General features: G+C 69.9%; 20 protein-coding genes and 1 tRNA gene. 9 read left to right on the plus strand and 12 right to left on the minus strand.

The window, feature by feature from the left end; genetic code table 11:
- Window positions 1–20: 20 nt before the first annotated feature.
- Complete coding sequence (locus tag ACSVC7_RS02240) at window positions 21–1,358, minus strand: ABC transporter substrate-binding protein (RefSeq protein ID WP_448202800.1); 1,338 nt, start codon at window positions 1,356–1,358, stop codon at window positions 21–23.
- A 222-nt stretch (window positions 1,359–1,580) separates the two neighbouring features.
- Between ACSVC7_RS02240 and acnA the strand changes: the two genes are divergently transcribed.
- The 3 genes from acnA to ACSVC7_RS02255 all read left to right on the plus strand — a co-directional run bounded on the left by acnA (window position 1,581) and on the right by ACSVC7_RS02255 (window position 4,892).
- A complete protein-coding gene (acnA, locus tag ACSVC7_RS02245; protein ID WP_448202799.1) occupies window positions 1,581–4,271 on the plus strand; it encodes an aconitate hydratase AcnA in 2,691 nt (896 codons plus the stop codon).
- A gap of 64 nt (window positions 4,272–4,335) precedes the next feature.
- Window positions 4,336–4,593, plus strand: a complete 258-nt coding sequence (locus ACSVC7_RS02250) for a type II toxin-antitoxin system CcdA family antitoxin (protein ID WP_448202798.1) — start codon at window positions 4,336–4,338, stop codon at window positions 4,591–4,593.
- Window positions 4,593–4,892, plus strand: coding sequence for a CcdB family protein (locus ACSVC7_RS02255; protein ID WP_448202797.1), 300 nt, complete (start codon window positions 4,593–4,595; stop codon window positions 4,890–4,892). The genes ACSVC7_RS02250 and ACSVC7_RS02255 overlap by 1 nt, the downstream gene beginning before the upstream one ends.
- Window positions 4,893–4,903: 11 nt before the next feature.
- On the opposite strand, the gene ACSVC7_RS02260 is transcribed toward ACSVC7_RS02255, so the two are convergent.
- The 7 genes from ACSVC7_RS02260 to ACSVC7_RS02290 all read right to left on the minus strand — a co-directional run bounded on the left by ACSVC7_RS02260 (window position 4,904) and on the right by ACSVC7_RS02290 (window position 10,023).
- Window positions 4,904–5,764 carry a LytTR family DNA-binding domain-containing protein gene (locus ACSVC7_RS02260; protein WP_448202796.1) on the minus strand — a complete coding sequence of 287 codons (861 nt, stop codon included), beginning with the start codon at window positions 5,762–5,764 and terminating at the stop codon, window positions 4,904–4,906.
- Complete coding sequence (locus ACSVC7_RS02265; protein ID WP_448202795.1) at window positions 5,752–6,246, minus strand: VOC family protein; 495 nt, start codon at window positions 6,244–6,246, stop codon at window positions 5,752–5,754. Before ACSVC7_RS02265 ends, ACSVC7_RS02260 begins: the two co-directional genes overlap by 13 nt.
- Window positions 6,247–6,257: 11 nt before the next feature.
- Window positions 6,258–7,346, minus strand: a complete 1,089-nt coding sequence (locus tag ACSVC7_RS02270) for a hypothetical protein (protein WP_448202794.1) — start codon at window positions 7,344–7,346, stop codon at window positions 6,258–6,260.
- A gap of 207 nt (window positions 7,347–7,553) precedes the next feature.
- A complete protein-coding gene (locus ACSVC7_RS02275) occupies window positions 7,554–7,805 on the minus strand; it encodes a DUF1150 family protein (protein ID WP_448202793.1) in 252 nt (83 codons plus the stop codon).
- Between the two features lie 44 nt (window positions 7,806–7,849).
- On the minus strand, window positions 7,850–8,329 hold the full coding sequence (locus ACSVC7_RS02280) for an Hsp20 family protein (protein WP_448202792.1): 480 nt from the start codon (window positions 8,327–8,329) through the stop codon (window positions 7,850–7,852).
- Window positions 8,330–8,524: 195 nt separating this feature from the next.
- Window positions 8,525–8,956 (minus strand): GtrA family protein, encoded by a 432-nt coding sequence (locus ACSVC7_RS02285; RefSeq protein WP_448202791.1) that lies wholly within the window; start codon window positions 8,954–8,956, stop codon window positions 8,525–8,527.
- On the minus strand, window positions 8,953–10,023 hold the full coding sequence (locus ACSVC7_RS02290) for a glycosyltransferase family 2 protein (RefSeq protein WP_448202790.1): 1,071 nt from the start codon (window positions 10,021–10,023) through the stop codon (window positions 8,953–8,955). The genes ACSVC7_RS02285 and ACSVC7_RS02290 overlap by 4 nt, the downstream gene beginning before the upstream one ends.
- Before the next feature lie 661 nt (window positions 10,024–10,684).
- Here ACSVC7_RS02290 and ACSVC7_RS02295 point away from each other — a divergent pair.
- The 5 genes from ACSVC7_RS02295 (at window position 10,685) to ACSVC7_RS02315 (ending at window position 21,174) form a co-directional block, all read left to right on the plus strand.
- Window positions 10,685–12,901 (plus strand): ATP-binding protein, encoded by a 2,217-nt coding sequence (locus tag ACSVC7_RS02295; protein ID WP_448202789.1) that lies wholly within the window; start codon window positions 10,685–10,687, stop codon window positions 12,899–12,901.
- 162 nt (window positions 12,902–13,063) lie between these two features.
- Window positions 13,064–16,825: a response regulator gene (locus ACSVC7_RS02300; protein ID WP_448202788.1), complete on the plus strand. Its 3,762-nt coding sequence runs from the start codon at window positions 13,064–13,066 to the stop codon at window positions 16,823–16,825.
- Window positions 16,826–16,830: 5 nt separating this feature from the next.
- Entirely contained in the window at window positions 16,831–17,751 is a 921-nt protein-coding gene (locus ACSVC7_RS02305) for a diguanylate cyclase (RefSeq protein ID WP_448202787.1), read from the plus strand.
- Window positions 17,752–17,779: 28 nt separating this feature from the next.
- Entirely contained in the window at window positions 17,780–18,979 is a 1,200-nt protein-coding gene (locus ACSVC7_RS02310) for a molybdopterin molybdotransferase MoeA (RefSeq protein ID WP_448202786.1), read from the plus strand.
- 212 nt (window positions 18,980–19,191) lie between these two features.
- Window positions 19,192–21,174 (plus strand): molybdopterin biosynthesis protein, encoded by a 1,983-nt coding sequence (locus ACSVC7_RS02315; RefSeq protein ID WP_448202785.1) that lies wholly within the window; start codon window positions 19,192–19,194, stop codon window positions 21,172–21,174.
- Window positions 21,175–21,178: 4 nt separating this feature from the next.
- Here ACSVC7_RS02315 and ACSVC7_RS02320 read toward each other — a convergent pair whose 3' ends face one another.
- The 4 genes from ACSVC7_RS02320 to ACSVC7_RS02335 all read right to left on the minus strand — a co-directional run bounded on the left by ACSVC7_RS02320 (window position 21,179) and on the right by ACSVC7_RS02335 (window position 23,196).
- The gene (locus ACSVC7_RS02320) at window positions 21,179–22,069 is read right to left on the minus strand and encodes a pirin family protein (protein ID WP_448202784.1); all 891 of its coding nucleotides are present in this window, start codon (window positions 22,067–22,069) and stop codon (window positions 21,179–21,181) included.
- A gap of 76 nt (window positions 22,070–22,145) precedes the next feature.
- Complete coding sequence (locus tag ACSVC7_RS02325; RefSeq protein WP_448202783.1) at window positions 22,146–22,421, minus strand: hypothetical protein; 276 nt, start codon at window positions 22,419–22,421, stop codon at window positions 22,146–22,148.
- A gap of 178 nt (window positions 22,422–22,599) precedes the next feature.
- Window positions 22,600–22,675 (minus strand) — tRNA-Ala (locus tag ACSVC7_RS02330).
- Between the two features lie 125 nt (window positions 22,676–22,800).
- Window positions 22,801–23,196, minus strand: coding sequence for a TIGR02300 family protein (locus ACSVC7_RS02335; RefSeq protein WP_448202782.1), 396 nt, complete (start codon window positions 23,194–23,196; stop codon window positions 22,801–22,803).
- Between the two features lie 199 nt (window positions 23,197–23,395).
- Here ACSVC7_RS02335 and ggt point away from each other — a divergent pair, with 199 nt between their 5' ends.
- Window positions 23,396–25,192, plus strand: a complete 1,797-nt coding sequence (ggt, locus tag ACSVC7_RS02340; RefSeq protein ID WP_448202781.1) for a gamma-glutamyltransferase — start codon at window positions 23,396–23,398, stop codon at window positions 25,190–25,192.
- Window positions 25,193–25,211 lie beyond the last annotated feature (19 nt).

Below are 25,211 nucleotides of genomic sequence, written 5' to 3' on the forward strand. Positions count from 1 at the left end.
TGGGAGAGGGGAAACAGCCCTTACGAACAACTCCTCGGCTTGATCTTCTTGTCCGCGGCGAACTTGCGGGCGGAGTCCTCGACCATGCCGCGGATCAGGGCGCGGCGGGGTTCGATCCAGTCGGACACGAAGGTCCAGCGCCGGCCGTCCCACTGCTGAACGCGCAGCGGCGTCATGCCCTCGTGGTCGGCGCAGGTGGTGCGCAGGGGCTGCATGAAGCCCTCCAGCCCCAGCGCGGCCAGACGCTCCGCGGTCAGGTCCAGATGGTCGAAGCCCCAGGCGACCTGCTCGCCGGTCAGGGGCCGGATGCCGTGCTTCTCCTGGGCGGTGCGGATGGCCTCCACCAGCACGGCGGCGTTGAAGACGCCCCGGTTGTAGAGCACCGTGCCGACCTGCGCCGGATCGCCGGTGCCGAGCCCGCGGGCGTGGACATGCTCCCGGATGGCGCGGATGACGGCGTGGTCGGCGCCCGGCGCGTGGAAGGCCAGCGCCTTGTAGCCCTTCGCGGCGGCCCCGACGGAGACCACGTCCTGCTCCGACCCCGACCACCAGACGCCGATCATCCGGTCCACGGGATAGCCGGCCGCCGCCGCCTCGCGGATGGCGGTGGAGTTCTGTCCGCCCCAGCCCCACAGGATCGTGTAGTCGGGCCGGTGCTGGCGGGCGATCTGCATCCACAGGCCCTTCTGGTCCAGGCCCGGCGGCGCGACGGGGTAGGTGCGCATCTCAAAGCCGAACCGGGCGCGGAGCACCTCCAGCATCGGCAGCGGTTCCTTCCCGAAGGCGCTGTCGTGGTAGACGTAGGCGATCTTCCGGCCCCGCAGCCGCTCCGGCCCGCCCAACTGCTGCGCGATGTAGGTGACGGCGGCGTCGATGCCCGTCCAATAGCTGGCCGGCGCGTTGATGGCGTAGGGGAACACCCGCCCGTCCGAGGCGTCGGCCCGCCCGTAGCCGGAGGAGAAGACGGGGATGCGGTCGATGGCGCTGCGCTCGATCAGGGCGTAGGTGATGCCGGTGGACAGCGGCAGGACGGCGGCGGCCCCGGTCGGCCCCCTGGCCTTCAGCCGCTCGTAGCAGTCCACGCCCCGGTCGGTGTTGTAGCCGGTGTCGCACTCCTCGTAGCGGATGGGAACGCCGTTGATCCCGCCGTCGCGCTGGTTGATCAGCGCGATGTAGTCGGCCACCCCGTCCGCGAAGGGGATGCCGTTCGGCGCGTAAGGGCCGGTGCGGTAGACCAGATGCGGGAAGAACTGCGCGTTCGCCGGCTCCTCGGCCAGCGCGGGCGTGGCGAGCGCCTGGAGAGCCAGCAGCAGCCCGGCCACCCACACCCCGATCGAACGGCGCGCGCGCCTTGCCATCCTGATCCTCCCGCGCTGGTTTTCCCGGGGCGTTCCGGTGCCCTTTTGCCGGACAGTCTAATACGGATGGAGCATGGCCGCACCAGTCCGATCCCCGTGGTTTGAACGGCTTGGACACAGCACTACATCAGGCGGTTGAGACACGCGGTTTCCGACGGCCGCCGCCCGGTCGCCGCCGCCCAAACGAACCAAGTGCCAATAACGAGCCATGGAGGGGTAGCCGTGACGACGTTCACCGGTCAGGACACGCTGAAGACCCGCCGGTCGCTGTCCGTGGGGGGCAAGAGCTACGATTACTTCAGCATCAAGGCCGCGGAGGACTCCGGCCTCGGCGATCTGTCCCGCCTTCCCTATTCGATGAAGGTGCTGCTGGAAAACCTGCTGCGCTTCGAGGACGGGCGCACCGTCTCGGTCGACGACGTGAAGGCGGTGGCCCAGTGGCTTCAGGACAAGCGCTCGACCCGCGAGATCGCCTACCGCCCGGCGCGCGTGCTGATGCAGGACTTCACCGGCGTGCCCGCCGTCTGCGACCTCGCCGCGATGCGCGAGGCGATGGCGGCGCTGGGCGGCGACCCGAAGAAGATCAACCCGCTGGTGCCGGTCGATCTGGTCATCGACCATTCCGTGATGGTGGACTACTTCGGCAACCCCACGGCCTTCGAGAAGAACGTGGAGCTGGAGTTCGAACGCAACCTGGAGCGCTACGCCTTCCTGCGCTGGGGCCAGAAGGCCTTCGACAATTTCCGCGTCGTGCCGCCGGGCACCGGCATCTGCCATCAGGTGAACGTCGAATACTTGGCGCAGGGCGTGTGGACCGACACCGACCCGTCCGGCAAGCTGGTCGCCTATCCCGACACGCTGGTCGGCACCGACAGCCACACCACCATGGTCAATGGGCTGGGCGTGCTGGGCTGGGGCGTCGGCGGCATCGAGGCGGAGGCGGCGATGCTGGGCCAGCCCATCTCCATGCTGATCCCGGAGGTCATCGGCTTCAAGCTGACCGGCCGGCTGAAGGAGGGCACCACCGCGACCGACCTCGTGCTGACCGTCACGCAGATGCTGCGCAAGAAGGGCGTGGTCGGCAAGTTCGTGGAGTTCTACGGGCCGGGCCTGGACGGGCTGACGCTGGCCGACCGTGCCACCATCGGCAACATGGCCCCGGAATACGGTGCGACCTGCGGCATCTTCCCCATCGATGCGGAGACCATCAAGTACCTGACCTTCACCGGCCGCGACGCCGACCGCGTGGCGCTGGTGGAGGCCTACGCGCGGGCGCAGGGCATGTGGCGCGACAGCAACTCGCCCGACCCGGTCTTCAGCGACACGCTGGAACTGGACATCTCCACGGTCGAACCGTCGCTGGCCGGGCCGAAGCGCCCGCAGGACCGCGTGCCCCTGTCGCAAGCCGCGCAGAGCTTCACCAAGGACCTGACGGAGGCCTTCAAGGCCGACGACGCCAACCGCTCCGTCCCCGTGAAGGGTGCGGGCTACGGCCTGGACCAGGGGGCGGTGGTGATCGCCGCCATCACCTCCTGCACCAACACCTCCAACCCCGCCGTGCTGCTGGCCGCCGGCCTGCTGGCGCGCAAGGCGGTGGAGAAGGGGCTGACGACCAAGCCGTGGGTCAAGACCTCGCTGGCCCCCGGCTCCCAGGTGGTGACCGACTATCTGGCGAAGGCGGGCCTGCAGACCTACCTGGACCAGCTTGGCTTCAACATCGTCGGCTACGGCTGCACCACCTGCATCGGCAACAGCGGCCCGCTGCCCGACCCCATCGCCGCGGCGGTGGAGGAGGGCAACCTCGTGGTCGCCGCCGTGCTGTCGGGCAACCGCAACTTCGAAGGCCGCGTGAACCCGCACACGCGGGCGAACTATCTGGCTTCCCCGCCGCTGTGCGTCGCCTACGCGCTGGCAGGCAACATGAAGATCGACCTGACCAAGGACCCGATCGGCACCGGCAAGGACGGGCAGCCCGTGTACCTGCGCGACATCTGGCCGTCGAACCAGGAGGTGCAGGACGCCATCAACGCCAGCCTCTCGCCGGAGATGTTCCGCAGCCGCTACGGCAACGTGTTCGAGGGGCCGGCCCAGTGGCGCTCCATCGCCACGGCGGAGGGCCAGACCTACCAGTGGCAGGCCGGTTCGACCTACGTGAAGCTGCCGCCCTTCTTCTCCGACATGCCGAAGCAGCCCTTCCCGGTCAGCGACGTGACGGGCGCCAGGGCGCTGGCCGTGCTGGGCGACAGCATCACCACCGACCACATCTCCCCCGCCGGCTCCATCAAGCGGACGGCGCCGGCCGGCGAGTATCTGCTGAGCCATCAGGTGCGCCCGCAGGACTTCAACAGCTACGGCGCGCGGCGCGGCAATCACGAGGTGATGATGCGCGGCACCTTTGCCAACATCCGCATCCGGAACGAAATGCTGCCGGGCGTGGAAGGCGGCGAGACCAAGCACTTCCCCTCCGGCGAGCGCCTGCCGATCTACACCGCCGCCATGCGCTACGCCCAGGAAGGCGTGCCGCTGGTGGTGATCGCCGGCAAGGAATACGGCACCGGTTCCAGCCGCGACTGGGCCGCCAAGGGCACCAAGCTGCTGGGCATCCGCGCCGTCATCGCCGAAAGCTTCGAGCGCATCCACCGGTCCAATCTGGTCGGGATGGGCATCCTGCCGCTCCAGTTCAAGGACGGCATGACCCGCAACGACCTGAAGCTCGACGGTACGGAAACCTTCGACATCGCCGGCATCGAACAGGATCTGCGCCCGCGCAAGGACGTGACCCTGACCATCAAGCGCGCGAGCGGCGAAACGCGGGAGGTGCCGCTTCTGCTGAGAATCGATACGGTGGACGAGGTGGAATATTACAAGAACGGCGGCGTGCTGAACTATGTGCTGAGGAATTTGGCGGCGTAATCGCCGCTTGCCGGCTCAAACCGTATGCGCATATCTTATGCGCATACGGTTTGGAGGCAGCGTCATGCACCAAGGCTCTTTTCACCACGATGGGTCGTCCGCTCCGAAAAAGGCGACAAACGTTTCCCTGAACAGCGCGTTGCTGGAGGAAGCGAAAAGCCTTGGCGTGAACGTCTCTCGCGCTTGTGAGCGTGGGCTGGCCTTGCAAATTGCCGAAGTCCGCGCGCAACGCTGGTTGGAAGAGAATAAGGACGCGCTTGAGTCGTCCAACGCCTACGTTGAAAGGAACGGTCTTCCTTTGGCGCAATACCGCCAATTCTGATGGCAAAGTTCGACGTCTACAGGCGCACGAATGGTCCCGGCTATCTGCTGGACCTCCAAGCCAACATCCTGAGTGGGTTGAACACTCGCTTCGTCGCTCCGCTGCTGCCGCCAAGCCATGCGCCAATTCCAGCGGCCCGCTTGAACCCAATGTTCGATGTGATGGGGGAAAGGTGCGTGATGGTCACGCAGTTCGTGGGTGCCGTGCCGGTGAACGAGTTGGGGCCGTGTGTGGGCTCGCTGATGTCCGAGGATACGGCAGTTACCGGCGCGCTCGATATGCTCACCGGCGGGTATTAAACCAGTAACTCTCACACCCCCGCCTTCTCCACCCACCCTTTCGCCCGCACTTCCGCCGCATAACTCCGGCTGACCGGCACCCGTAGCCCGTTGCGGAGGATCAGCGTCAGCTTGCCGTCCGGTTTGCGTTCCACGCCGGTGACGGCGCTGGCGGCGACCCAGTGGGAGCGGTGGACTTGCAGTCCGTCGAGGCCGGACAGTTCGGCGATGGCGTCTCGCAGGCGCATCAGGATCAGGTCGCTGCCCTCGGCCGTGTGGACGCGGACGTAGTGGTCCTCCATCTCCAGCGCCAGCAGGTCGCGGCCGAGGCGGGCCGGGATGCGGGCGAGGAAGGCGGGCTCGCGCGGGGCTTCCGGGGCGGGTTCGGGCGCCGGCTCCGGAACCGGGGCGGGGGAGGGCGGGGAAAGCAGGCCGAGGTCGCGCAGTTCCAGCCACAGCGGTACGGCGGAGACCAGGGCGGTGATGACCGCGACGTAGACGAACAGCTCGGCGATGCCCAGCGGGTGCAGGAAGTCGCGGTCGCGCAGTGAGCGCTCCAGCAGGGCGACGATTGCCGTTTCCAGCACCGTCACTGTCAGCCCCACACCCGCCAGCATGGGCCGCCACGCGCTGGCCCGCTCCTTCAGCAGGCGGACGGAGGCGTGCATCAGCAGTTCGAAGGCGAGAAAGCCGAAGCCGATCAGGCCGCCCCAGTAGGCCAGCCGTTGCGGCAGGGGCAGCGCCTCGAAGGTGCCGAAGGGGCCGAGCACGGTCAGCACCGCGATTGTGGCCAGGAGCACCGGCAGGCGCTTGCGAAGCGCCCGGCGGCGGTAGGCGATGGGGGTCTGCCCGGCTCCGGGCTGTACCTGGGCCTCGCGGATCAGGGACAGCATGCCGCGGGTTCCGTGGGGCCGGTGTCGAGCTTCTGCGCCAGCTCCATCAGGATGCCGTCGGGGTCGCGCAGGTAGCACATCAGCTTGCCCTTCGGCAGGATGGAGCGGGGCACCTCCACCACATCCCCCATTGGCGTGGCGCCGCCGCGGATGGCGCGCTCCCGCACCGCGTGGATGTCGTCCACGGTGACGGCGAAATGGCCGATGCCGATGTCGTCCATGCCGTGCGGACCGGGCTGAGGATTGGCGGGCGTTCCGGGAAAGCACAGCATCTCCAGGCGCAGGCTGTGGTTCCCGTTGACCAGGATGGCGCAGTCGGCCACCGCGTCCTTTGTCCCGCGAATCGCGTTGAACCAGTCGCCGGACAGCGTCTTGCGCATCAGCAGCGTCAGGCCGAAGGTCTCGCCGTAGAAGCGGATCGCGCGGTCCAGGTCGCGGACGCTGATGTTCACATGGTCCAAAGTGGGATCGAAACCGGGCACGGGCGGCGTCCTCAGGCGGCGTTGGTGCGGGCGGACTGTTCCAGCGACTTGATGTGGGACAGGCCGGGCAGGATTTCGGACTTCACGAACTCCATGCGGCGGTTGGGGCCGCCGCCGCCGCGCGCGAAGCGGGCCTTCCACAGGTCCATCTTCACCGCCAGACCGCACAGCACGCCGCCGATGGTGACGTGGTGCGAGGCGATCAGCTCGCGAATCGACCGGAACGTGTCCGCGTTGATGTCCCGCCAGAAGTCCTTGGTGCGGTTGTCGAAGCTTTCGAACCGGCCGGTGATGGAGGTGGAGATGTCCGTCAGGTCGCGGTTGATCTCGTCCAGCATCTTGATCTGCCGGAAGTCGCGCTTGACCTCGGTGGAGTTGCGGATCTCGCCCATCCAGGTCAGGAACTTCTGGATTTCCGGAACGATGTCGTCCAGGCACTTGCGGAAATAGGCCAGCGATAGGAAGATGTCGCCGTATTCCTCCAGGAACTTCGGGATCTCGGTCAGCTCGATGTCCAGCCGGTCGGCCATCATGCGCAGGTTGCGCAGCGCCTCGTCCCGGTTGGGGTTGGCGAACATGCCGATGATGTCGTTCACGTCCTGGACCTGCATGTCCTCGGTCCCATAGACGTATTCGACCAGCGGGCGCGTGAAGACGCGCATGTAGTTGGTCAGTTCCTGCTTCTTGCGGTCGGACAGGGACAGCGACTGGACGTTGTTGACGTCGATGTTCAGCCGGCGCAGCTCGATGCGCGAGGTGTAGACGTCGAAGCTGGAGGCGGCGGCGATCTTCTCGATCTTAACCAGATCGCGCTCGACCTCGTCCTTGTAGGACTCGAAATAGGCGGCGACGTGGCGGGGGGCGACCTGTCCGCTGCCGGTCTGCACGTCGTGGAACATCTCGATGACGGTCTGCAGCCGGACGTTCTTGATCAGGCGCGCGTGCTGCAGGCCCGGCGTTTCCAGGGGAATGGCCGACAGCGGCATGATGTGCAGGGCGTCGCGGGCCTCGTCCTCCCACGCCTTGCGCTTGGCCGCGCCGCCTTTGGAACCGGCGGCCTTCTCCGCCCCAGCCTCGTCCGCCTCACGCCCCTCGTCCAAATCCCGTCTCCCCGAACCCGCCGTCCCGGCAAGCTAACCCTTTTGAGTGTCCCACCAACATAATTTCTTCGCTGGGCATGGCAAGGATGCAGGCGGGCTTCGGTGCGCTTGTCACGCAACGCAGAGTTTCGGAGGCTCGGGAAACGGAAAAGGGCCGGCCCACCGTCGGCGAACCGGCCCCTTCGGGCAACGTTCGGAGAGAGTGACTCAGTGGACGCTGAGCGGCTCCATGTCGTTCTGGCGGACGGTGGCGAAGGCCACGTCGCGTTCGGCCAGGACGGTCAGCGGGGTGCCGTCGGCGGCGTGCACCGAAAAGGCCGGGTTGCCGTCCACTTCGACGGGGCGGACATAGGCGACGTGGTCGACGCCGAAGGCCGCGAAGTCCTGGGGCGAGAGGAGGCGCAGGACCGCCGCCGCGTCGTTCAGGGTGGTGATCTTGCTGCTGCCGGGGGTGTTCATGGCTGTGTCCCTTCGGACGAAATGGTCAAAAAGCGGAAGTCGGATCAGCCCTCGAAGCGGTCGGGTGCGACGTCGATCGTCTGCGGCCCCGTGGTTCCGCTGGCGGACTGGGTGGGCTGTTCGATCTTGATGGTGCGGACCTTCGGTTCCGGCATCGGGCGCTTCAGGTCGATGTTGAGCAGCCCATTGTCGAGCGAGGCGCCCACCACCTCGATCCCCTCGGCCAGGACGAAGCTGCGCTGGAACTGGCGCGCGGCGATGCCGCGGTGCAGGTACATGCGTGACTTGTCGTCGGTCTGACGGCCGCGGATGACGAGCTGGTTGTCCTCGATCTGCACGGACAGGTCTTCGGAGGTGAAGCCGGCCACGGCGAGCGTGATGCGCAGTCCTTCGTCGCCGATCTGCTCGATGTTGTAGGGCGGGTAGCCTTCGGCGGAGTTCTTGGCGATGCGGTCCAGGGTGCGCTCGAACTGGTCGAAACCCAGGAGCAGCGGGCTGTTGAAGAGGGACAGGCGAGTGGTCACGGCGCATCCTCCTCGTGACGCGAGCGAGTTGCACATTGGGCCCGTTTCCGGCGCCCGGCTGCGAGGGCGGCCCGAGGGTGGTTCGGCGCCGCCTCTGCATAGATTGGGGTATGGGGCGCGGCGGTCAAGGTACCGCGTTGCGGCAAAGCGCCATGGTCCCCTCCGATGGGACGCGAAAGCGGTCAGGGGAAGCGGTCAGGCGGCGGGGGTGCTGGAGGCCGGGGTGGTGAAGACGAATCGGCGGCTCGACCAGTAGTTCCAGGCGAAGGTCGCCCCCGTGGCGGCGACCTTGGCGGCGAGCGGCGGCACGGTGGGGACCAGCAGCCCCACCACGAGGCTGGACAGCGCCAGCCCCACCAGATTGAAGGCCAGGAACACCGGCAGGCGGCGCGCCATCGGCGCCTCGTCCCGGCGGACGCGGAAGGTCCAGCTGCGGTTCAGAAGGAAGCTGGACAGCACGCCCACACCATAGCCGCAGGCATTGGCCAGCAGCACCGGCGTGCCGGGCACGGCCATCAGCGCCAGGAACACCGCGAAGTCCACGCCGGTGTTCAGCAGGCCCACCAGCCCGAATCGGACGGCCGTCCAGGGAAACGCCCGCCCGGCGCTCATCCGCCCGTTGCTCATCCGTTGGCCTCGATCCGCGAGAAGGCCCCGGCCGCGGCGGCGATGCCGGTGCCGAGTTCGGTGTCCGCCGGAGCCGGGGCGGCCACCGGCGCGTTGGCCGGGATCTCAGCGGCGGCCAGCGGGTGGCGGGCGACACTGTCCACGATGAAGAGCGGGCGGTGCTTGGTCTCCATGTAGAGCCGGCCGAGATACTCGCCCAGCACGCCCAGGATCAGCAGCTGCGTGCTGCCCAGCACCAGCGTGACGACCATGACGCTGGTCCAGCCGGGGACCGTCTCGTGCTGCGCCCAGCTGTAGAGCGCGTAGCCCAGCGCCGCCACGGCGCACAGCGCGAAGAAGAAGCCGATGTAGGAGGCGGCGCGCAGCGGCTTGATGGAAAAGCTGGTGATCGCGTCCACCGCGAAGCGCACCATCTTGCCGAGCGGATATTTGGTGGTGCCGGTCAGGCGCGCCTGGCGGTCGTAGGGCAGGGGCTCCTGCTTCAGGCCGATCCAGCTGACCATGCCGCGGATGAAGCGGTGCTGCTCCGGCATGGCGTTCAGCACTTCCAGCGCGCGGCGGCTCATCAGGCGGAAGTCGCCGGTGTCCTTGGGGATCTCGATGTCCACCAGCCGGTCGAGCAGGCGGTAGAACAGCGCCGCCGTGCCCTTTTTGAACCAGGTCTCGCCGTCGCGGGCCATGCGCGTGCCGTAGACGACGTCGGCGCCCGCGTCCATCCGGGCCATCATGGTGCCCAGCAGTTCCGGCGGATCCTGCAGGTCGGCGTCGATGATCAGGATGCGCTCGCCCCGGCATACGTGCAGGCCGGCGGTCAGGGCCAGCTGGTGCCCGTGGTTGCGCGACAGGCGCACCCCGGTCACGGCCGGATCGTCCCGCACCAGCGCGGCGATGCGGTTCCAGGTCTCGTCCCGCGATCCGTCGTCCACCAGGACCAGTTCGTAATCGCCGCCCACCTCGGCGCGGCAGGCCGCGCTGACGCGGCGGTGCAGTTCGGGGATCCCGTCGGCTTCGTTGTAGCAGGGAACCACGACGGACAGTCGCGGACCCCCGGCAACGGCGTGCTGCATGTCTGTCTCCCGTCGGCTCCTCCGGAATGCGGAGGGCGCATCGTTGGACGACGCCGGCGCGGTACCGCCGGCATGCTGTCTTCGCAACGGGATTTCCGGCCCTTTTGCCACGCCAGAATTCCGGAGTAACCCGGTCAACGGCCGCCGGCTCCCCGATCCGGCTGAGCGGATTTCCCCTTGCGTGTGCGTCCTGGGGAGCCAAGGAAAGTTGAGTGAAGTATTTAGGGCTAAATTTAGGCTTTTCGTCATTCCCGCGAAGGCGGGAATCCAGCGAGAGCCGCGATAGCGGCGACATGAGTCAAAGTTTGACTCATGTGACGCCCAGACGGGCGTCTGGATCCCCGCCTGCGCGGGGATGACGGAAAACACATAAATATCAACAACTTACCGCAAGCGCGAAATGTGTGCATCCCGTAGCGCCTTTGGGGATGACGATGGTCCTAAAATCTGAAAAGAGGCGCTTCGTTCGTTTGCCTTGGGGCAGAACGGCGCGGGCCTTGCACTGCCCCTTGCGCACGGCGGGTGCGGGCGGGCGAGGACCGGTTTCGGTCAAGGGACTCTCCATCCGCCGCCGTGAAAATGCGATGCAGGATGCAAACGGCCTCATGCGCGCGTGCAGATTGCTAGGGAGCGGCGGCATCGCCGAAAAGGTGCGATGGACATGCTCACCCGTGACGTCCTGATCGGACTGGCGCAGAACATCGGCCTGTTCGCGGTCGTCGTCATGACCTTCCTGCACATCCGCGCGCGCGCGCCGTTGCTGGCGCCGCCCCTGACGCAGGCACTGACGCAAGCCCTGCTCGGCCTGCTGTTCGCCGGGGCGGCGATCCTCGGCATGGTCGACCCCGTGCGGGTGGCGCCGGGCCTGTTCATCGACCCGCGCAACGTGATGATGGCGCTGGCCGCTCCCTTCGCCGGGCCGGTCGGCGGCGTCACGGCGGCGCTGGTCGCCGGCGGCTACCGCTGGTCGCTGGGCGGGGCCGGGGCGGCGGCCGGGGTCGCCTCCCTGGTTGCCGCGGCGCTGCTGGGCATCGGTGTGCAGCGGATCGCGCGCCGCGACAAAGGGTTGGGGGGCGGGATCGGCAGCGGGCATGTGCTGGCGCTGGCCGTCGGGGTGACGGTGGCCTCCCCCTTCAGTTTCGTTCTGCTGCCGCCCGACCTCGCCCGGCAGCTGCTGGCGACGGGGCTGGTGCCGATGTCGCTGGGGCACTTCCTCGGCACGCTGATTCTCGGCACCATGCTGCGCAAGGAGCAGCAGCGCCAGGACCTCGCCCAGGCCCTGGCCGAGAGCCAGCGCCGCTTCGCCGCGACCGCCGCCAACCTGCCGGGCGGTGTGTACCAGCGGGTGCTCACGCCCGACGGGCGGCTGCTGTTCCCTTATTGCAGCCCCGGCTTCTTCCAGGTCATGGGCCTGCCCGAGGGCGACGGCGTCACGCTGGAACGGCTGGACGCGATCATCCACCCCGACGACCGCGCGGCCATCGCCGCGTCGGTGCTCGCCTCGGCCGAAACGCTGGAGCCCTGGACGCACGAGTTCCGCGTCATCCGGCCGAGCGACGGGGCCGAACGCTGGCTGCGCGCGACCAGCCGCGCGGCGCGGCGCGAGACGGGCGCGGTGGTGTGGGACGGCATCGTCATCGACGTGACCGAGAGCAAGCGCAACGAACGGGCGCTGATCCAGGCGCGCATCGACGCCGAGGCGGCCGGCCGCGCCAAGGCCGAGTTCCTGGCGACCATGAGCCACGAGATCCGCACCCCCCTGAACGGCATCCTGGGCTTCACGCAGCTTCTGCTGGACAGCGCGCTGACCCCCGAACAGCGTCGCTGCGCGACCCATGTGCGGGACGCCGGGCGGTCGTTGCTGACGGTCATCGACGACGTGCTCGACTTCTCCCGGATCGAGGCGGAACGGCTGGAGCTGCGCCCTGCCGACTTTTCCATCCGCGAGCTGGTGTCCGGCTGCGCGGCGCTGGTGCGGCTCGACGCCGAGGCGAAGGGCCTGACGCTCCACGTCGCGGTGGCGCCGGACGTGCCGGCGCTGTTGCACGGCGACCCCGACCGGCTGCGGCAGGTGATCCTCAACCTGCTGGGCAACGCGGTGAAGTTCACCGACCACGGCAGCGTCGCCCTTTCCATTCTGAAAAAATCCGGCGTCAAAACCGGCGTCAAAAACGAACCCGGCGGGCCGGACGGGGCGCGCATCACGGTCAGCGTCGAGGACACCGGCATCGGCATCCCGCGGGACCGGCTCGGGCAGCTCTTCCAGCGCTTCAGCCAGATCGACCGCTCGCGCGGCGGGACCGGTCTCGGCCTTGCCATCAGCCGGCGGCTGGTGGAGCGGATGGGCGGGGAGGTCGGGGTGCAGAGCCATCCCGGCGTCGGCTCCACCTTCTGGTTCTCCGTCCCGCTGCCGGAAGCGGAGCCGGGCGCCGGCCCAGCGGAGGTCGGCCCGGCCGCGCCGCCGGCGCCGAAGCGCGCCGCCCGCATCCTGCTGGTCGAGGACTTGGCGATGAATCGTGAACTGGCCGTCACCATGCTGACCAGGGTCGGCCACCGGGTGGACACCGCCGCCGACGGGCGGGAGGCGGTGGAGGCCGTGCGGCGCAACGCCTACGATCTGGTGCTGATGGACGTGCAGATGCCGGTAATGGACGGGCTGGAGGCGACGGAGGCGATCCGGGCGCTGCCGCCCCCCGCCGGGCGCGTGCCCATCCTGGCGATGAGCGCCAGCGCCCTGCCGGCCGAGGTCGCCCGCTGCTACGCGGCTGGCATGGACGGGCATGTGCCGAAGCCCGTCGACCGCGCGGCCCTGCTGGCGGCCATCGACCGCAGCCTGTCGCGCGACGACGCCTTGCAAGGAACGCTCGCGGCGTCCTGAGGCCCGGCGGTGGCCCGGCGGTGACACTGTCGGGCGGGAACAGGGGGCGGCGATCAAGTCACTTGCGGTTGCGGGGGGCGGGACTCCATACTCCGGAACGGCGGCAACCCCTTTCCTTCCGGCAATCGCCGGGCCCGACGGACTTCGGCACGGACATCGGCAATGGATGATGCGATCCCGACAGCGGCGGACACGACCGCGCCGCCATCCCGGCTGCGGCCGCTGTTGGGGACCATCGTCGGCATGATCCTGACCTTCGGGATCGGATTCTGGGGCGTGGTGACCTGGTCCGATCACGAGGACACGCTGCGCCACGCCCGCGAGAAGACCGAAAGCTCCACCCGCCTGATGCAGGAGCATGTCCGCCGCACCATCGCCACCAGCGACCTCGTGCTGCAGCGCGTGCTCGACCGCGTGCGCCAGCGCGGCGCCGAGGGCCGCGGGATCGAGGGGCTGGGCCGCGACCGCGCGCTGTGGCAGGAAATGCGGACGATGGCCGACGACATGCCGGAAATCGCCTCCATCTGGATCCACGACGCCCTGGGGACGACCCAGCTCAGCACGCGCCAGTTTCCGGCTCCCGCCTCCAACAGCGCCGACCGCTCCTTCTTCAAGGCGCACCGCGACGGGGCCGACTTCGCGGTGGGCGAGCTGATCCAGGGGCGCTTCACCGGCAAGGCGACTTTCACGGTCAGCCGCCGCATCGGCGCGCCGGATCAGTTCCAGGGCGTCAGCCACGTCGCCGTGGACATGGACTATTTCCGCGGCTTCTTCGAAAGCCTGGACATCGGGCGGCTGGGCAGCATCGCCCTGTTCCGCGACGACGGCACGCTGGTCGTGCGCTTTCCGGAGGTGGACCGCGACCGGCTGGCCGGCCCGCTGGAGGTGCTGGGCCGCGTCCGGCAGGCGCCGTCCGGAACCTACGAGGCGGTGTCGGGCATCGACGGGCGGCAGCGCATCGTCTCCTATCAGCGGGTGCCGTCGCTGCCGCTGTTCGTGCTGGTCAGCATGGCCAAGGACGAGGTGCTGGAGGAATGGCGGGAACGCGCCATCCGCAGCGGCCTGTTCGTGCTGCTGGCGCTGGCCACCTGCATCGGGCTCGCCTGGGCGGCGGCGCGCAGCCTGTCGCGCGAGGAGGTCGGGCGCCGCCGGCTGGCCGGGGCGAACGCCGACCTGGACGCCACCGCGCGCAGCCTGGAGCAGGCCAACCGCGCCTTCGCCGGGGCGAACCGCCGGCTGAACCTGATCCTGCAATCGGCGTCGGAGGGCATCTGCGGCGTGGACCGGGACGAGCGGATCACCTTCGCCAACCCCGCCGCCTGCGCGATGACCGGCTACACCAACGAGGAGATGCTGGGCCGCAGCCTGCATGTGCTGCTGCACCACACCAGGGCCGACGGGACGCCGGCGCCGATGATCGACTGCCCGGTGTTCGAGGTGCTGCGCACGGGCGAGGCGCGCGGCGGGCTGGACGACATCTACTGGCGCAAGGACGGCACCAGCTTCCCGGTGGAGTTCGCCGCCTCCCCCATGCTGGGGGACGGCCGGGTGGAGGGCGCGGTGGTCGTCTTCCACGAGATCGCCGAGCGCAAGCGCGCCGAGGAGGCGCTGCGCCAGGCCAAGACCGTGGCCGAGGCGGCGAGCCGCGCCAAGAGCGCCTTCCTCGCCAACATGAGCCACGAGATCCGCACGCCGATGAACGCGATCCTCGGGCTCGTCCACCTGCTCCAGCAGACCGACCTGTCGGCGCGCCAGCGCGACTACGCGCAGAAGATCCGCGTGTCGGCGCAGTCCCTGCTGGGCATCCTGAACGACATCCTGGACTTCTCCAAGGTCGAGGCCGGCAAGCTGGAGCTGGAACAGGTGGACTTCCGCCTGGACGACCTGCTCCAGAACCTCGCCGTCATCGTCGGCACCGCCGCCCAGGACAAGGACATCGAGGTGCTGTTCTCGGTCGGGCCGGAGGTGCCGCTGGACCTCGTCGGCGACCCGCTGCGGCTTCAGCAGGTTCTGATCAACCTCGCCGGCAACGCCATCAAGTTCACCGACGCGGGCGAGGTCGTGGTCTCCGTCCGCGCGGTGGAGGTGGCGGAGGACCGGGCCGTTCTGACCTTCTCCATCCGCGACACCGGCATCGGCATCGAGCCGGAGCAGAAGGAGCGCCTGTTCCAGGCCTTCAGCCAGGCCGACAGCTCCACCACGCGGCGCTACGGCGGCACCGGGCTGGGGCTGGCGATCTGCACCCGGCTGGTGACGCTGATGGGTGGCACCATGGACGTGGAGAGCGAGCCGGGGCGGGGCAGCGACTTCCACTTCACCGCCGTGTTCGGACGCGCGGTCCGCGCGGCGGAGCGCCCGGCCCGCAGCCGCCCGGTGCCGCGCGACCTGTCGGTTCTGGTGGTGGACGACAACGCCACCGCGCGGGACGTGCTGGGCGAGCTGGTCGCCAGCTTCGGCTGGCGCGCGCGGCCCTGCCAGTCCGGCGCCGAGGCCATCGGGGAGCTGGAGCGCGCCACCGCCGCCGGCAGTCCCTACGACATCGTCCTGATGGACTGGAAGATGCCGGGCATGGACGGCATCGAGACGACCCGCCGCATCCGCGCCGACGGTCTGGTGAGGGCGCCGGTCATCATCGTGGTCTCCGCCTTCGGGCGGGAGCGGGTGGGCGGCCTGTCGGAGAATCTCGGGCTCGGCTCCTCGCTGGTGAAGCCGGTGACGGCGTCCGCCCTGCTCGACGCCGTGACCGACGCCTATGCCCGCACCGGCGGGTCCGACGACGCGGACGCGCCCAAGCACCCCGTCCGGACCCGCCAGGGCCGTCCGCTGGCCGGGCGGCGCCTGCTGCTGGTCGAGGACAACAACATCAGCCAGGAGGTCGCCCGCGAGATCCTGGAGCGCGCGGGCGCCCGCGTGACGCCGGCCGGCAACGGGCGCGAGGCCATCGCGCGCGTGGAGGAGGCCGACCCGCCCTTCGACGCCGTGCTGATGGACGTGCAGATGCCGGAGATGGACGGCTTCGAGGCCACCCGCCGTCTGCGCGCGCGGCCGGCGGGGATCGGCCTGCCGATCATCGCCATGACCGCCAGCGCCCTGCCGGCCGACAAGCAGCGCTGCCTGGACGGCGGCATGGACGACCACATCGCAAAGCCCATCGACGTGGACGAGCTGTTCGCCGTGCTCGCCCGCTGGCTGGGCCGGCCGGTGCCGGCGCCAGTTCCCCCCATGACCGCTGCCGTGCCCGCCGCCCGTTCCGTTCCAACCACTGTGCCGGTGTCCGCCGCCATGTCCGTCCCATCTCCCGCGCCCGGCCCGTTGCCGACCGACCTGCCGGGCATCGACGTGAACGACGCCCTGAACCGCCTGGATGACGTGGACCTGTTCCGCAAGTTCGTCGGTGACTTCGCCCAGACCTACGGCGGCACGGTGGACTCCATCGCCGCGGCGCTGGCCGACGGCGACCTTCCCCGTGCCAAGGCCCTGGGACACGAGCTGAAGAGTCTCGCCGGCAACATCGGCGCGCGGGGCCTGTCCCAGGCGGCCGACGCCCTGCAGATCGCCGCCTACCACGGCGACGCGGGCGCGGCGGAGGCCCAGCTTCCCGTGCTGCGCGCGGAGATGGCCGACGTGCTGCGCTCCGCCGCCCTCCTGGCGGAGAAGACTCCGGAAACCCCCGCCGCCCCAGCCCGGACCCTGGACCGCGAGGCGCTGGAGCCGTTGCTCGACCGTCTGGGCCAGCTTCTGCGCGACAGCAACTTCGCCGCGGCGGAGGAATTCGCGGCGCTGGCGCCGTCGCTTGCCGAATGGATCGACCCCGCCACCATGAAATCCCTGTCGGCGGCGGTGGACAGCCTCGATTTCCCGAAGGCCTACGGCATCCTGCGGCGGGTCGCGGGCGATCTCGGCCTGTCCTTAGGGGCCTCCTGACCGCCATGACCGAACCGCGCTCCAAGATCCTCGTCGTAGACGACATCCCGTCCAACGTTCATGTGCTGAGCCGCATCCTGAAGGACGACCACGACATCTATTTCGCCACCGATGGGACCAAGGCGCTGGATCTCGTGCAGGCGCGCCTGCCGGACCTCGTGCTGCTGGACATCATGATGCCGGGCATGGACGGCTACGAGGTCTGCAAGCGCATCAAGGCCGATCCGACCACCCGCGACATCCCGGTCATCTTCATTTCCGCCAAGAGCGAGGTGGAGGACGAGACCTATGGGCTGGAGGCCGGCGCCATCGACTTCATCACCAAGCCGATCAGCCCGCCCATCGTGAAGGCGCGCGTGCGCAACCACCTGCTGCTGAAGCGGCAGACGGACACGCTGCGCGCCCTGTCCTTCATCGACGGGCTGACGGGCATCGCCAACCGCCGCCGCTTCGACGAGGCGCTGCTGCGCGAATGGCGGCGCTGCTCCCGCTCGCACCTGCCGCTGTCGCTCATCATGCTCGATGTGGACCATTTCAAGGCCTACAACGACCATTACGGCCATCAGGCCGGCGACGAGTGCCTGCGCGCCGTGGCGGCCCTGCTGGCCGAGCAGGTGAAGCGCCCCGGCGACCTCGTCGCCCGCTACGGCGGGGAGGAGTTTGTCTGCCTGCTGCCGGAGACCGATGCGGAGGGCGCCGTCCGCGTCGCCGAACGGCTGCGCGAGGCGGTTGCGGAGCAGCGGCTGCCGCACGCGGTGTCGCCGGTCGCCCCGCACGTCACCATCAGCCTCGGCGTGGCGAGCGCGACTCCGGTGGCCGACGCGCCGCCGGACAGCCTGACCCAGCTCGCCGACCGTCTGCTCTACGACGCGAAGCGCGCCGGCCGGAACCGCGTGTGCAGTGGCGGGGTCGAGGCCGCGGCCTAAATGGAAGTTCGTTGCGCGTGAGCAGGGCATGACCGACCAATCCGCCTTTCCGCCGCCGACCGACGTCCGCGGGCGGGGTTTCGCCGCGCGCGCCTCCCTGAGCGCCGCGGAGCGCTGGATCGACGCGCGGGTCGTCCCGCCGGCCTCATGCACAGTCCATCTGGGCGCGGTCCCGCTGGCCGAGGCGGCCGGCCGCGTTCTGGCCGGCGCCGTGACCGCGCCGGGCGACTGGCCCCCCGCCGACCGCGCCGCCCGCGACGGCGTGGCGGTGGCCTCCGCCGACACGCTGGGGGCGGGATCCTACAACCCGATTCCGCTTTTGGGCGCCGCGTTCGTTTCGGCTGGCGAACCATTGCCGCCGGGCACCGACGCGGTGCTGCCGGTGGAGGCCGTGCAGCGCGACGCCGGCTTCATCGAGGCGCTGGGCTCCGTCGCCCCCGGCGAAGGGGTGGAGCGGCGAGGGGAGGGCGCCCGCGCCGGCACGCCGCTGCTGGAGGCCGGGCGGAGCCTGCGCCCGCAGGACCTGGGCCTGCTTGCCGCGCTGGGCGTCACGTCGGTGACTGTCGCCGCCCGGCCGCGCGTGCGCATCGTGCTGGCCGGCGGGCCTCGTTCCGGTGCCGAAACGCTGGGCGCGATGCTGGCGGCGCTGGTCGCCCGCGACGGCGGGGCGGTGGAGTTGGTCGGGCCGCTGCCGGCCGAGCGCGGCGCGCTTGCCGAAGCCTATCGCGCTCCCGGCGCCGACCTGCTGCTGTCCGCCGGCCGCACCGGCGTGGGGGAGGACGACGTGGCGCCGCTGGCGCTCGCCGACGCGGGTCTGCTGCTGGTGCATGGCGTGGCGATGCGGCCCGGCGACACGGCGGGGCTGGGGCTCGCGGCCGGCGTTCCGGCGGTGCTGCTGCCCGGCGAGCCGATGGCCTGTCTGGCCGCCTACGAACTGCTGGGCGGCCGTGCCGTGCACCGCATGGCCGGGCGCGCCGCCGCGCTGCCCCACCGCGTGGCCCAGGCCGTGACCGCGCGCAAGCTGGTGTCGGAGATCGGCTGCGCGGACCTCTACCGCGTGCGCCTGACCCCCGACGGACTGGCCGAGCCCCTGGCCTCCCCGGCGGTGCCGGGCCTGGCCGGGGCGGTGCGCGCCGACGGCTTCGTCCTGATCCCGGCGGAAAGCGAAGGCATCCCAGCCGGGTCATCCGTGACCGTTCACTGTTTTGACGGTACGATCGGGGGATAGTGGCCGGTTGCCCCCACCCTTCCCATGCTTCGCATGGGCTCCTTCCCTCCCCCGCTCTCGGCGGACCGAAGGTCCGCCTGCCGCGTCAGCGCAAGCTTCGCTTGCGCGAGAGCTTCGCAGGAGAGGGAGCTTAATCCCCTCTCCCGCGCAGCGGGGGAGGGTTAGGGAGGGGGCAAAACGGCGCAACGACAGCACTTAGGGAGAGCACAGGCGTGTCCAACCAGGACATCCGGCGATTCGTCGCCCAGGCGGCCCGGCAGGAGCAGTTTCTGGAGGTCGTCGGCCGCGACGAGGCCGAGGCGCGCTTCCGCCGCCATCTCGACCTGACGCCCAAGGGGGCGGAAACGGTGCCGCTGGCCGAGGCGCTCGGCCGTGTGCTGGCCGCCGACGTGGTGGCGGAGGTGGACGTTCCGGGCTTCGACCGCTCCTCCGTCGACGGCTTCGCCGTGCGCGCCGCCGACACCCAGGGGGCGGGGGAGGACACGCCCGTCGTCCTGCGCCTGAACGAGGAGGTTCTGTCGGCCGGGCGCGTGCCCGCGATCACGGTCGCCCCCGGCACCGCCACGGTGATCGCCACCGGCGGCATGCTGCCGCGCGGCGCCGACGCCGTGGTGATGGTGGAGAACACCGAGTCGCACGAGGATGGCGGTGCCCTGCTGGTGGAAATCCGCAAGCCGCTCGTCCCCGGCGCCTTCGTGGCCGCCGCCGGCTCCGACATCGGGCGGGGGGAGGCTGTGCTGCGCGCCGGGCAGGTGCTGACCTCCCGCGAGATCGGCGTGATCGCCGCCATCGGCTGGGCGGAGGTGTCGGTGGTGCGCCGCCCGCGCGTCGCAATCCTGTCCACCGGCGATGAGATCGTCGCCCCCGGCGAGCCGATCCGCCCCGGCGCCGTCTACGACTCGAACGGCGCCATCCTCGCCGCCGCCGTGGAGGAACTGGGCTGCGAGCCCGTCCGCCTGGGCATCGCCCGCGACGAGGAGAGCACGCTGGCCCGGCTGGTGGAGCAGGGGCTGGCCTGCGACGCGCTGCTGCTGTCCGGCGGCACGTCCAAGGGGGCGGGGGACCTGTCCTACCGCATCGTCAGCCGGCTGACCGATCCCGGCGTCGTCGCCCATGGCGTGGCGCTGAAGCCCGGCAAGCCTCTTTGCCTTGCCGTAACGAAGGGCAAGCCGGTGGTCATCCTGCCGGGCTTCCCGACTTCCGCCATGTTCACCTTCCACGAGTTCGTGGCCCCGGTGCTGCGCGCGCTGGCCGGCCTGCCGCCCGCCGCGAAGGAGGCCGTGCCCGCGACCGTGCCGGTGCGGCTGGGATCGGAACGGGGCCGAACCGAATATGTGATGGTCTCGCTGGTGCGCAGTGCCGACGGTCTGGCGGCCTATCCGCTGTCCAAGGGTTCCGGCGCCGTGACCGCCTTCAGCGCCGCCGACGGCTTCATCGCCATCGACGCCCAGGCGGAGGCGGTGGAGGCGGGAACGCCGGTCTCCGTGCAGCGCATCGGCCGCGACACCGCCCCCGCCGACTTGATCGTGATCGGCAGCCATTGCGTCGGGCTGGACGTCCTCCTCGGCCGCCTGATCGGGGAGGGGCTGTCGGTCAAGGCGCTGAACGTCGGTTCCATGGGCGGTCTCGCCGCCGCCCGGCGCGGGGAATGCGACATCGCCGCCGTCCACCTGATGGACCCGAAGACCGGGGAGTACAACCGGCCCTTCCTGACCCCCGCGCTGGACCTCGTGCCCGGCTACCGCCGTTTGCAGGGCATCGTCTTCCGCAAGGGCGACGCTCGTTTCGACGGCAAAACGGCCGAGGACGCGGGGCTGGCTGCCGCTGCCGATCCCGACTGCATCCTGGTGAACCGCAACACCGGCAGCGGCACGCGCATTCTCACCGACCGGCTGCTGGGCGCCGCGCGCCCGACCGGCTACTGGTCGCAGGCCAAGTCGCACAACGCCGTGGCGGTGGCCGTCGCGCAGGGCCGCGCCGACTGGGGCGTGGCCATCGAAAGCGTCGCCACGCTCTACGGCCTGGGCTTCCTGCCCTTGCAGGAGGAGCACTACGACTTCGTGATCCCCCACGCCCGCCGCGACCGCCCGGCCGTCCAGCGCTTCCTGGCGGCGCTGGAGGACGCGGGGGTGAAGAATCGTCTGAAGGATTTGGGTTTCACTCCCTCTCCCAGCGGGGCTGGGAGAGGGGAATGATGAGTTACCGGTCCGGAAGCGGAATGAACTCCGTCTCTCCGGGGACCACGCTGAACCGCCCCGACTTCCAGTCGGCCTTGGCCTGTTCGATGCGGTCCGGGGAACTGGAGACGAAATTCCACCAGATGTGGCGCGGGCCGTCCATGGCGGCCCCGCCCAGCAGGATCAGGCGGGCGTCGGTCTCGGCCTCCACGGTCGCCGGCTCGCCCGGCCGCAGGACCAGCAGGCGCCCGGCCTCGAACCGGTCGCCGAAGATCGTTACGGTGCCGCTCGCGATGTAGAGCGCGCGCTCTTCCGTGTCCGCGTCGATCGGCAGGCGCGCGCCCGCGTCCAGGGCGGCGTCCACATACAGCGTCTCCCACAAGGGCTTCATGGGGGAGCGGGCGCCGTAGGCCTCGCCCGCGACGACGCGCAGGCGCTTGCCTTCGCCCTCAATCACCGGCAGCTCATCCGACCCCAGATGGACGAAGCCGGGCTCCGTCTCCTCATGCGACTTGGGCAGGGCGACCCAGGACTGGATGCCGGACAGCAGGCGGTCCCGCCCGCGCTCGTCGGTGGCGGAGCGTTCCGAATGGGCGATGCCGCGCCCGGCGGTCATCCAGTTCACCTCGCCCGGCCGGATCGGCAGGGCGGTGCCCAGGCTGTCACGATGGAAGATTTCGCCTTCGAACAGGTAGGTGACGGTGGCGAGCCCGATGTGCGGGTGCGGGCGCACGTCGATGCCCGTGCCCGCCTTCAGGATCGCCGGCCCCATCTGGTCGAAGAAGACGAAGGGGCCGACCATCCGCTTGTGGACGGAGGGCAGGGCGCGCCGCACCTCGAACCCGCCGATGTCGCTGGTGCGCGGGACGACCACCGTTTCCAGCCAGCCGTCCGGAGATGCCTGCACGGACATGAATCCCCCTTCCCTCAACGCCGATTGTTGCGCTTCGGGAATGGTAAGCCGCGACCGTGGAGAGGGCGAGTGGCCGTTAGTGGTGGGTATGCCCGCCGCCCCCGCAGGAGCAGCCGCATCCGCCGGCCGGGGCCGTGACGTGGATCGCGCCGCGCGCGGTCGCCAGGATGACGTCCAGCGGGATGCCGGTGGCCTTCGCCAAGTCACCCAGGCTCGCGCTGTCCGGCACGCCGACGCCGGGGTTGAAGACGGGGTGGATCTGCGCCAGACGGCCCAGCGCTTCCGAATCCCAGGCGGTCAGCGCGGCGAGCGTGGTGTCGGCGGTAAGTTCGGCAATCGTTTCGGCGGCCATGGCGAATCCGGGAAAAAGAAGGAAGCGGTGCACGAACGTGCCGGGCGACGAAAGAGGGTTCCTTGACGCCTGTCAAGGGTATGGGGAAGGGGCGCCGCGGGGATCTCAAGCGGAGATATCGAATCGACCCCGAAACGACGAAGGGCTCGTGCAGCGATGCACGAGCCCTTGTCTGATTTGGTGGAGCCAAGGAGGATCGAACTCCTGACCTCTACAATGCCATTGTAGCGCTCTCCCAGCTGAGCTATGGCCCCGAAACTCTGGGTCGCTGGCCGTTCGGCCGGCGTCGGTGGAGCGGGATATTGGTCAGGACGGGGGTCCGATGCAAGAGAAAAATTCGCCCCCGTCCCACTTTTTTCCGCCCCCCGAGGGGAGGCTTTTAACGCTCCTCCTCGTCCTCGCCTTCGACGTCGACGACCTCGTCCATGTCGTCCTCGCCCAGTTCCGAGGTGTCCTCGATCAGGACGTCGTCCTCGTCCTCGGCGGGCTCCTCGGCCTCCTCGATGTCCTCGACCGAGACGTCGTCCTCGACCTCGTCGAGTTCCGCCGCCTCTTCGTCTTCGACCTCGGTCTCGACGTCCTCGTCCTCGGTGACCACCGGGGCCTTCTTCACGTCGTCGACCGGCGCCGGGCGCGCCTTGCGGGACTTCAGCAACGCCTCGGGATCGAACTGCGCCCCGCAGGTCGGGCACACCGGCGGGTCCTTGCGCAGATCGTAATAGCGCGCGCCACAGCTCGGGCAGATGCGCTTGACGCCCCATTCGGGTTTGGCCACGCCTCGTCCTCCGTCACGTTCCTAGGGAATGTCCAGTCTCGAATATCAAGCCGCGCCCTTTGCCACGCCCGCGTGCGCTTGTCAAAAAAAAGTTCGTTGCAGCCCTGGCGGGGTGGCGGTGCGTCCCATAAGCTTTCCGCCTCCGGCCGCGTGAAACGCCGGGGATGAAAGGGATCGGAAGAATTATAGGGGGGACTTCGTGCTCAACACGCTTTCGCCGCGCTGGCGCGCCGCGCTGTGCGCCGGACTGGTGGCGGCGCTGCCGCTGTCGGTGGCCGGCCAGGGACTCGCCCAGACCACTACGCCGCCCGCCGCACCATCCGCCACCACCGACATCGCGCCCGAACGGGGCACCGGGCGCACCACGCGCAGCGTGGACGTGGCGACGAAACACATGGTCGCCGCCGCCAACCCGCTGGCAGCCGAAGCGGGGCGGGAGATCCTGCGCGCTGGCGGCAGCGCGGTGGACGCCGCCATCGCCGTGCAGCTCGTGCTGAACCTCGTGGAGCCGCAAAGCTCCGGGATCGGCGGCGGTGCGTTCCTGCTGCATTACGACGCGGGGACCAAGGCGGTCGCCTCCTACGACGGGCGCGAGACGGCGCCGGCCGCCGCGAAGCCGGAACGCTTCCTGGGCGCCGACGGCAAGCCGATGTCCTTCTACGACGCGGTGGTCGGCGGCCGGTCCGTCGGCGTGCCCGGCACGGTGAAGCTGCTGGAGCACGCCCACCGCCTGCACGGCAAGCTGCCCTGGCCGCGCCTGTTCGCGCCGGCCATCGCGCTGGCCGAGAACGGCTTCACCGTCAGCCCGCGCCTGAACGGTCAGCTGGCGATGGAGAAGTACCTGCCCGCCAACCCCACGGCGCGGGCCTATTTCTACCAGCCGGACGGCACGCCCTGGCCGGTCGGCCACGTCCTGAAGAACCCGGAGTTCGCGGCGACTCTGCGCGCCATCGCGGACAAGGGCTCCAGCGCCTTCTACGAGGGTCCCATCGCCGCCGACATCGTGAAGGCGGTGACCGGCCACCCCACCAACCCCGGTGACCTGACCGAGGCCGACCTGAAGGCCTACGAGGTGAAGGAGCGCGCGCCGGTCTGCGGCAGCTACCGCGTCTACACGCTGTGCGGGATGGGGCCGCCCAGCTCCGGCGGGGTGGCGGTGCTGCAGATGCTGACCATGCTGGAGCGCAAGGACATCGGGGCCAGGCGCAACGACCCGGCGCAGGTGGCGCACTGGTTCGCGGAGGCCGGGCGCCTCGCCTACGCCGACCGCGCGCTGTATCTGGGCGACCCGGACTTCGTGAAGGTGCCGGTGAAGGGGCTGCTCGACCGCGGCTACCTGATGAGCCGCGCCGCGCTGATCGGCGAAACCTCCATGGGCAAGGCCCAGCCCGGCGAGCCGCCCTACAAGGAGAGCCGCGACTGGGGCTTCGCCGAGGCGCAGGAGCACGGAACCAGCCACATCTCCGTCATCGACGGGGCGGGCAACGCCGTTGCCATGACCACCACCATCGAGGACGGCTTCGGCTCCCGCCAGATGGTGCGCGGCTTCCTGCTGAACAACGAGCTGACCGACTTCGCCTTCGCCCCGTCGGACGGCGACAAGCCCGTCGCCAACCGCGTGGAGCCGGGCAAGCGCCCGCGCAGCTCCATGGCGCCGACGCTGGTTTTCCTCCGCGACGGCTCGCTGGCCGCCTCGGTCGGGTCGCCGGGCGGCAGCGCGATCATCAACTACGTCGGCAAGACGCTGATCACGCTGCTGGATTGGGGCTTCGACCCGCAGCAGGCGGTGGACTACCCCAACTTCGGCAGCCGCAACGGCCCGACCGAGCTGGAGCAGGGCACCGAGGCGGAGGGCTGGAAGGCGGCGCTGGAGGCCAAGGGTCACACGGTCAAGGCGATCGAGCTGACCTCCGGCACGCAGGCGCTGGTGGTGACGCCGAACGGCCTGTCCGGCGGCGCCGACACCCGGCGGGAGGGCGTGGCCGTCGGCGACTGAAGACGGACGCCAAGGAGGA

The organism is Azospirillum mesophilum, assembly GCF_053470405.2.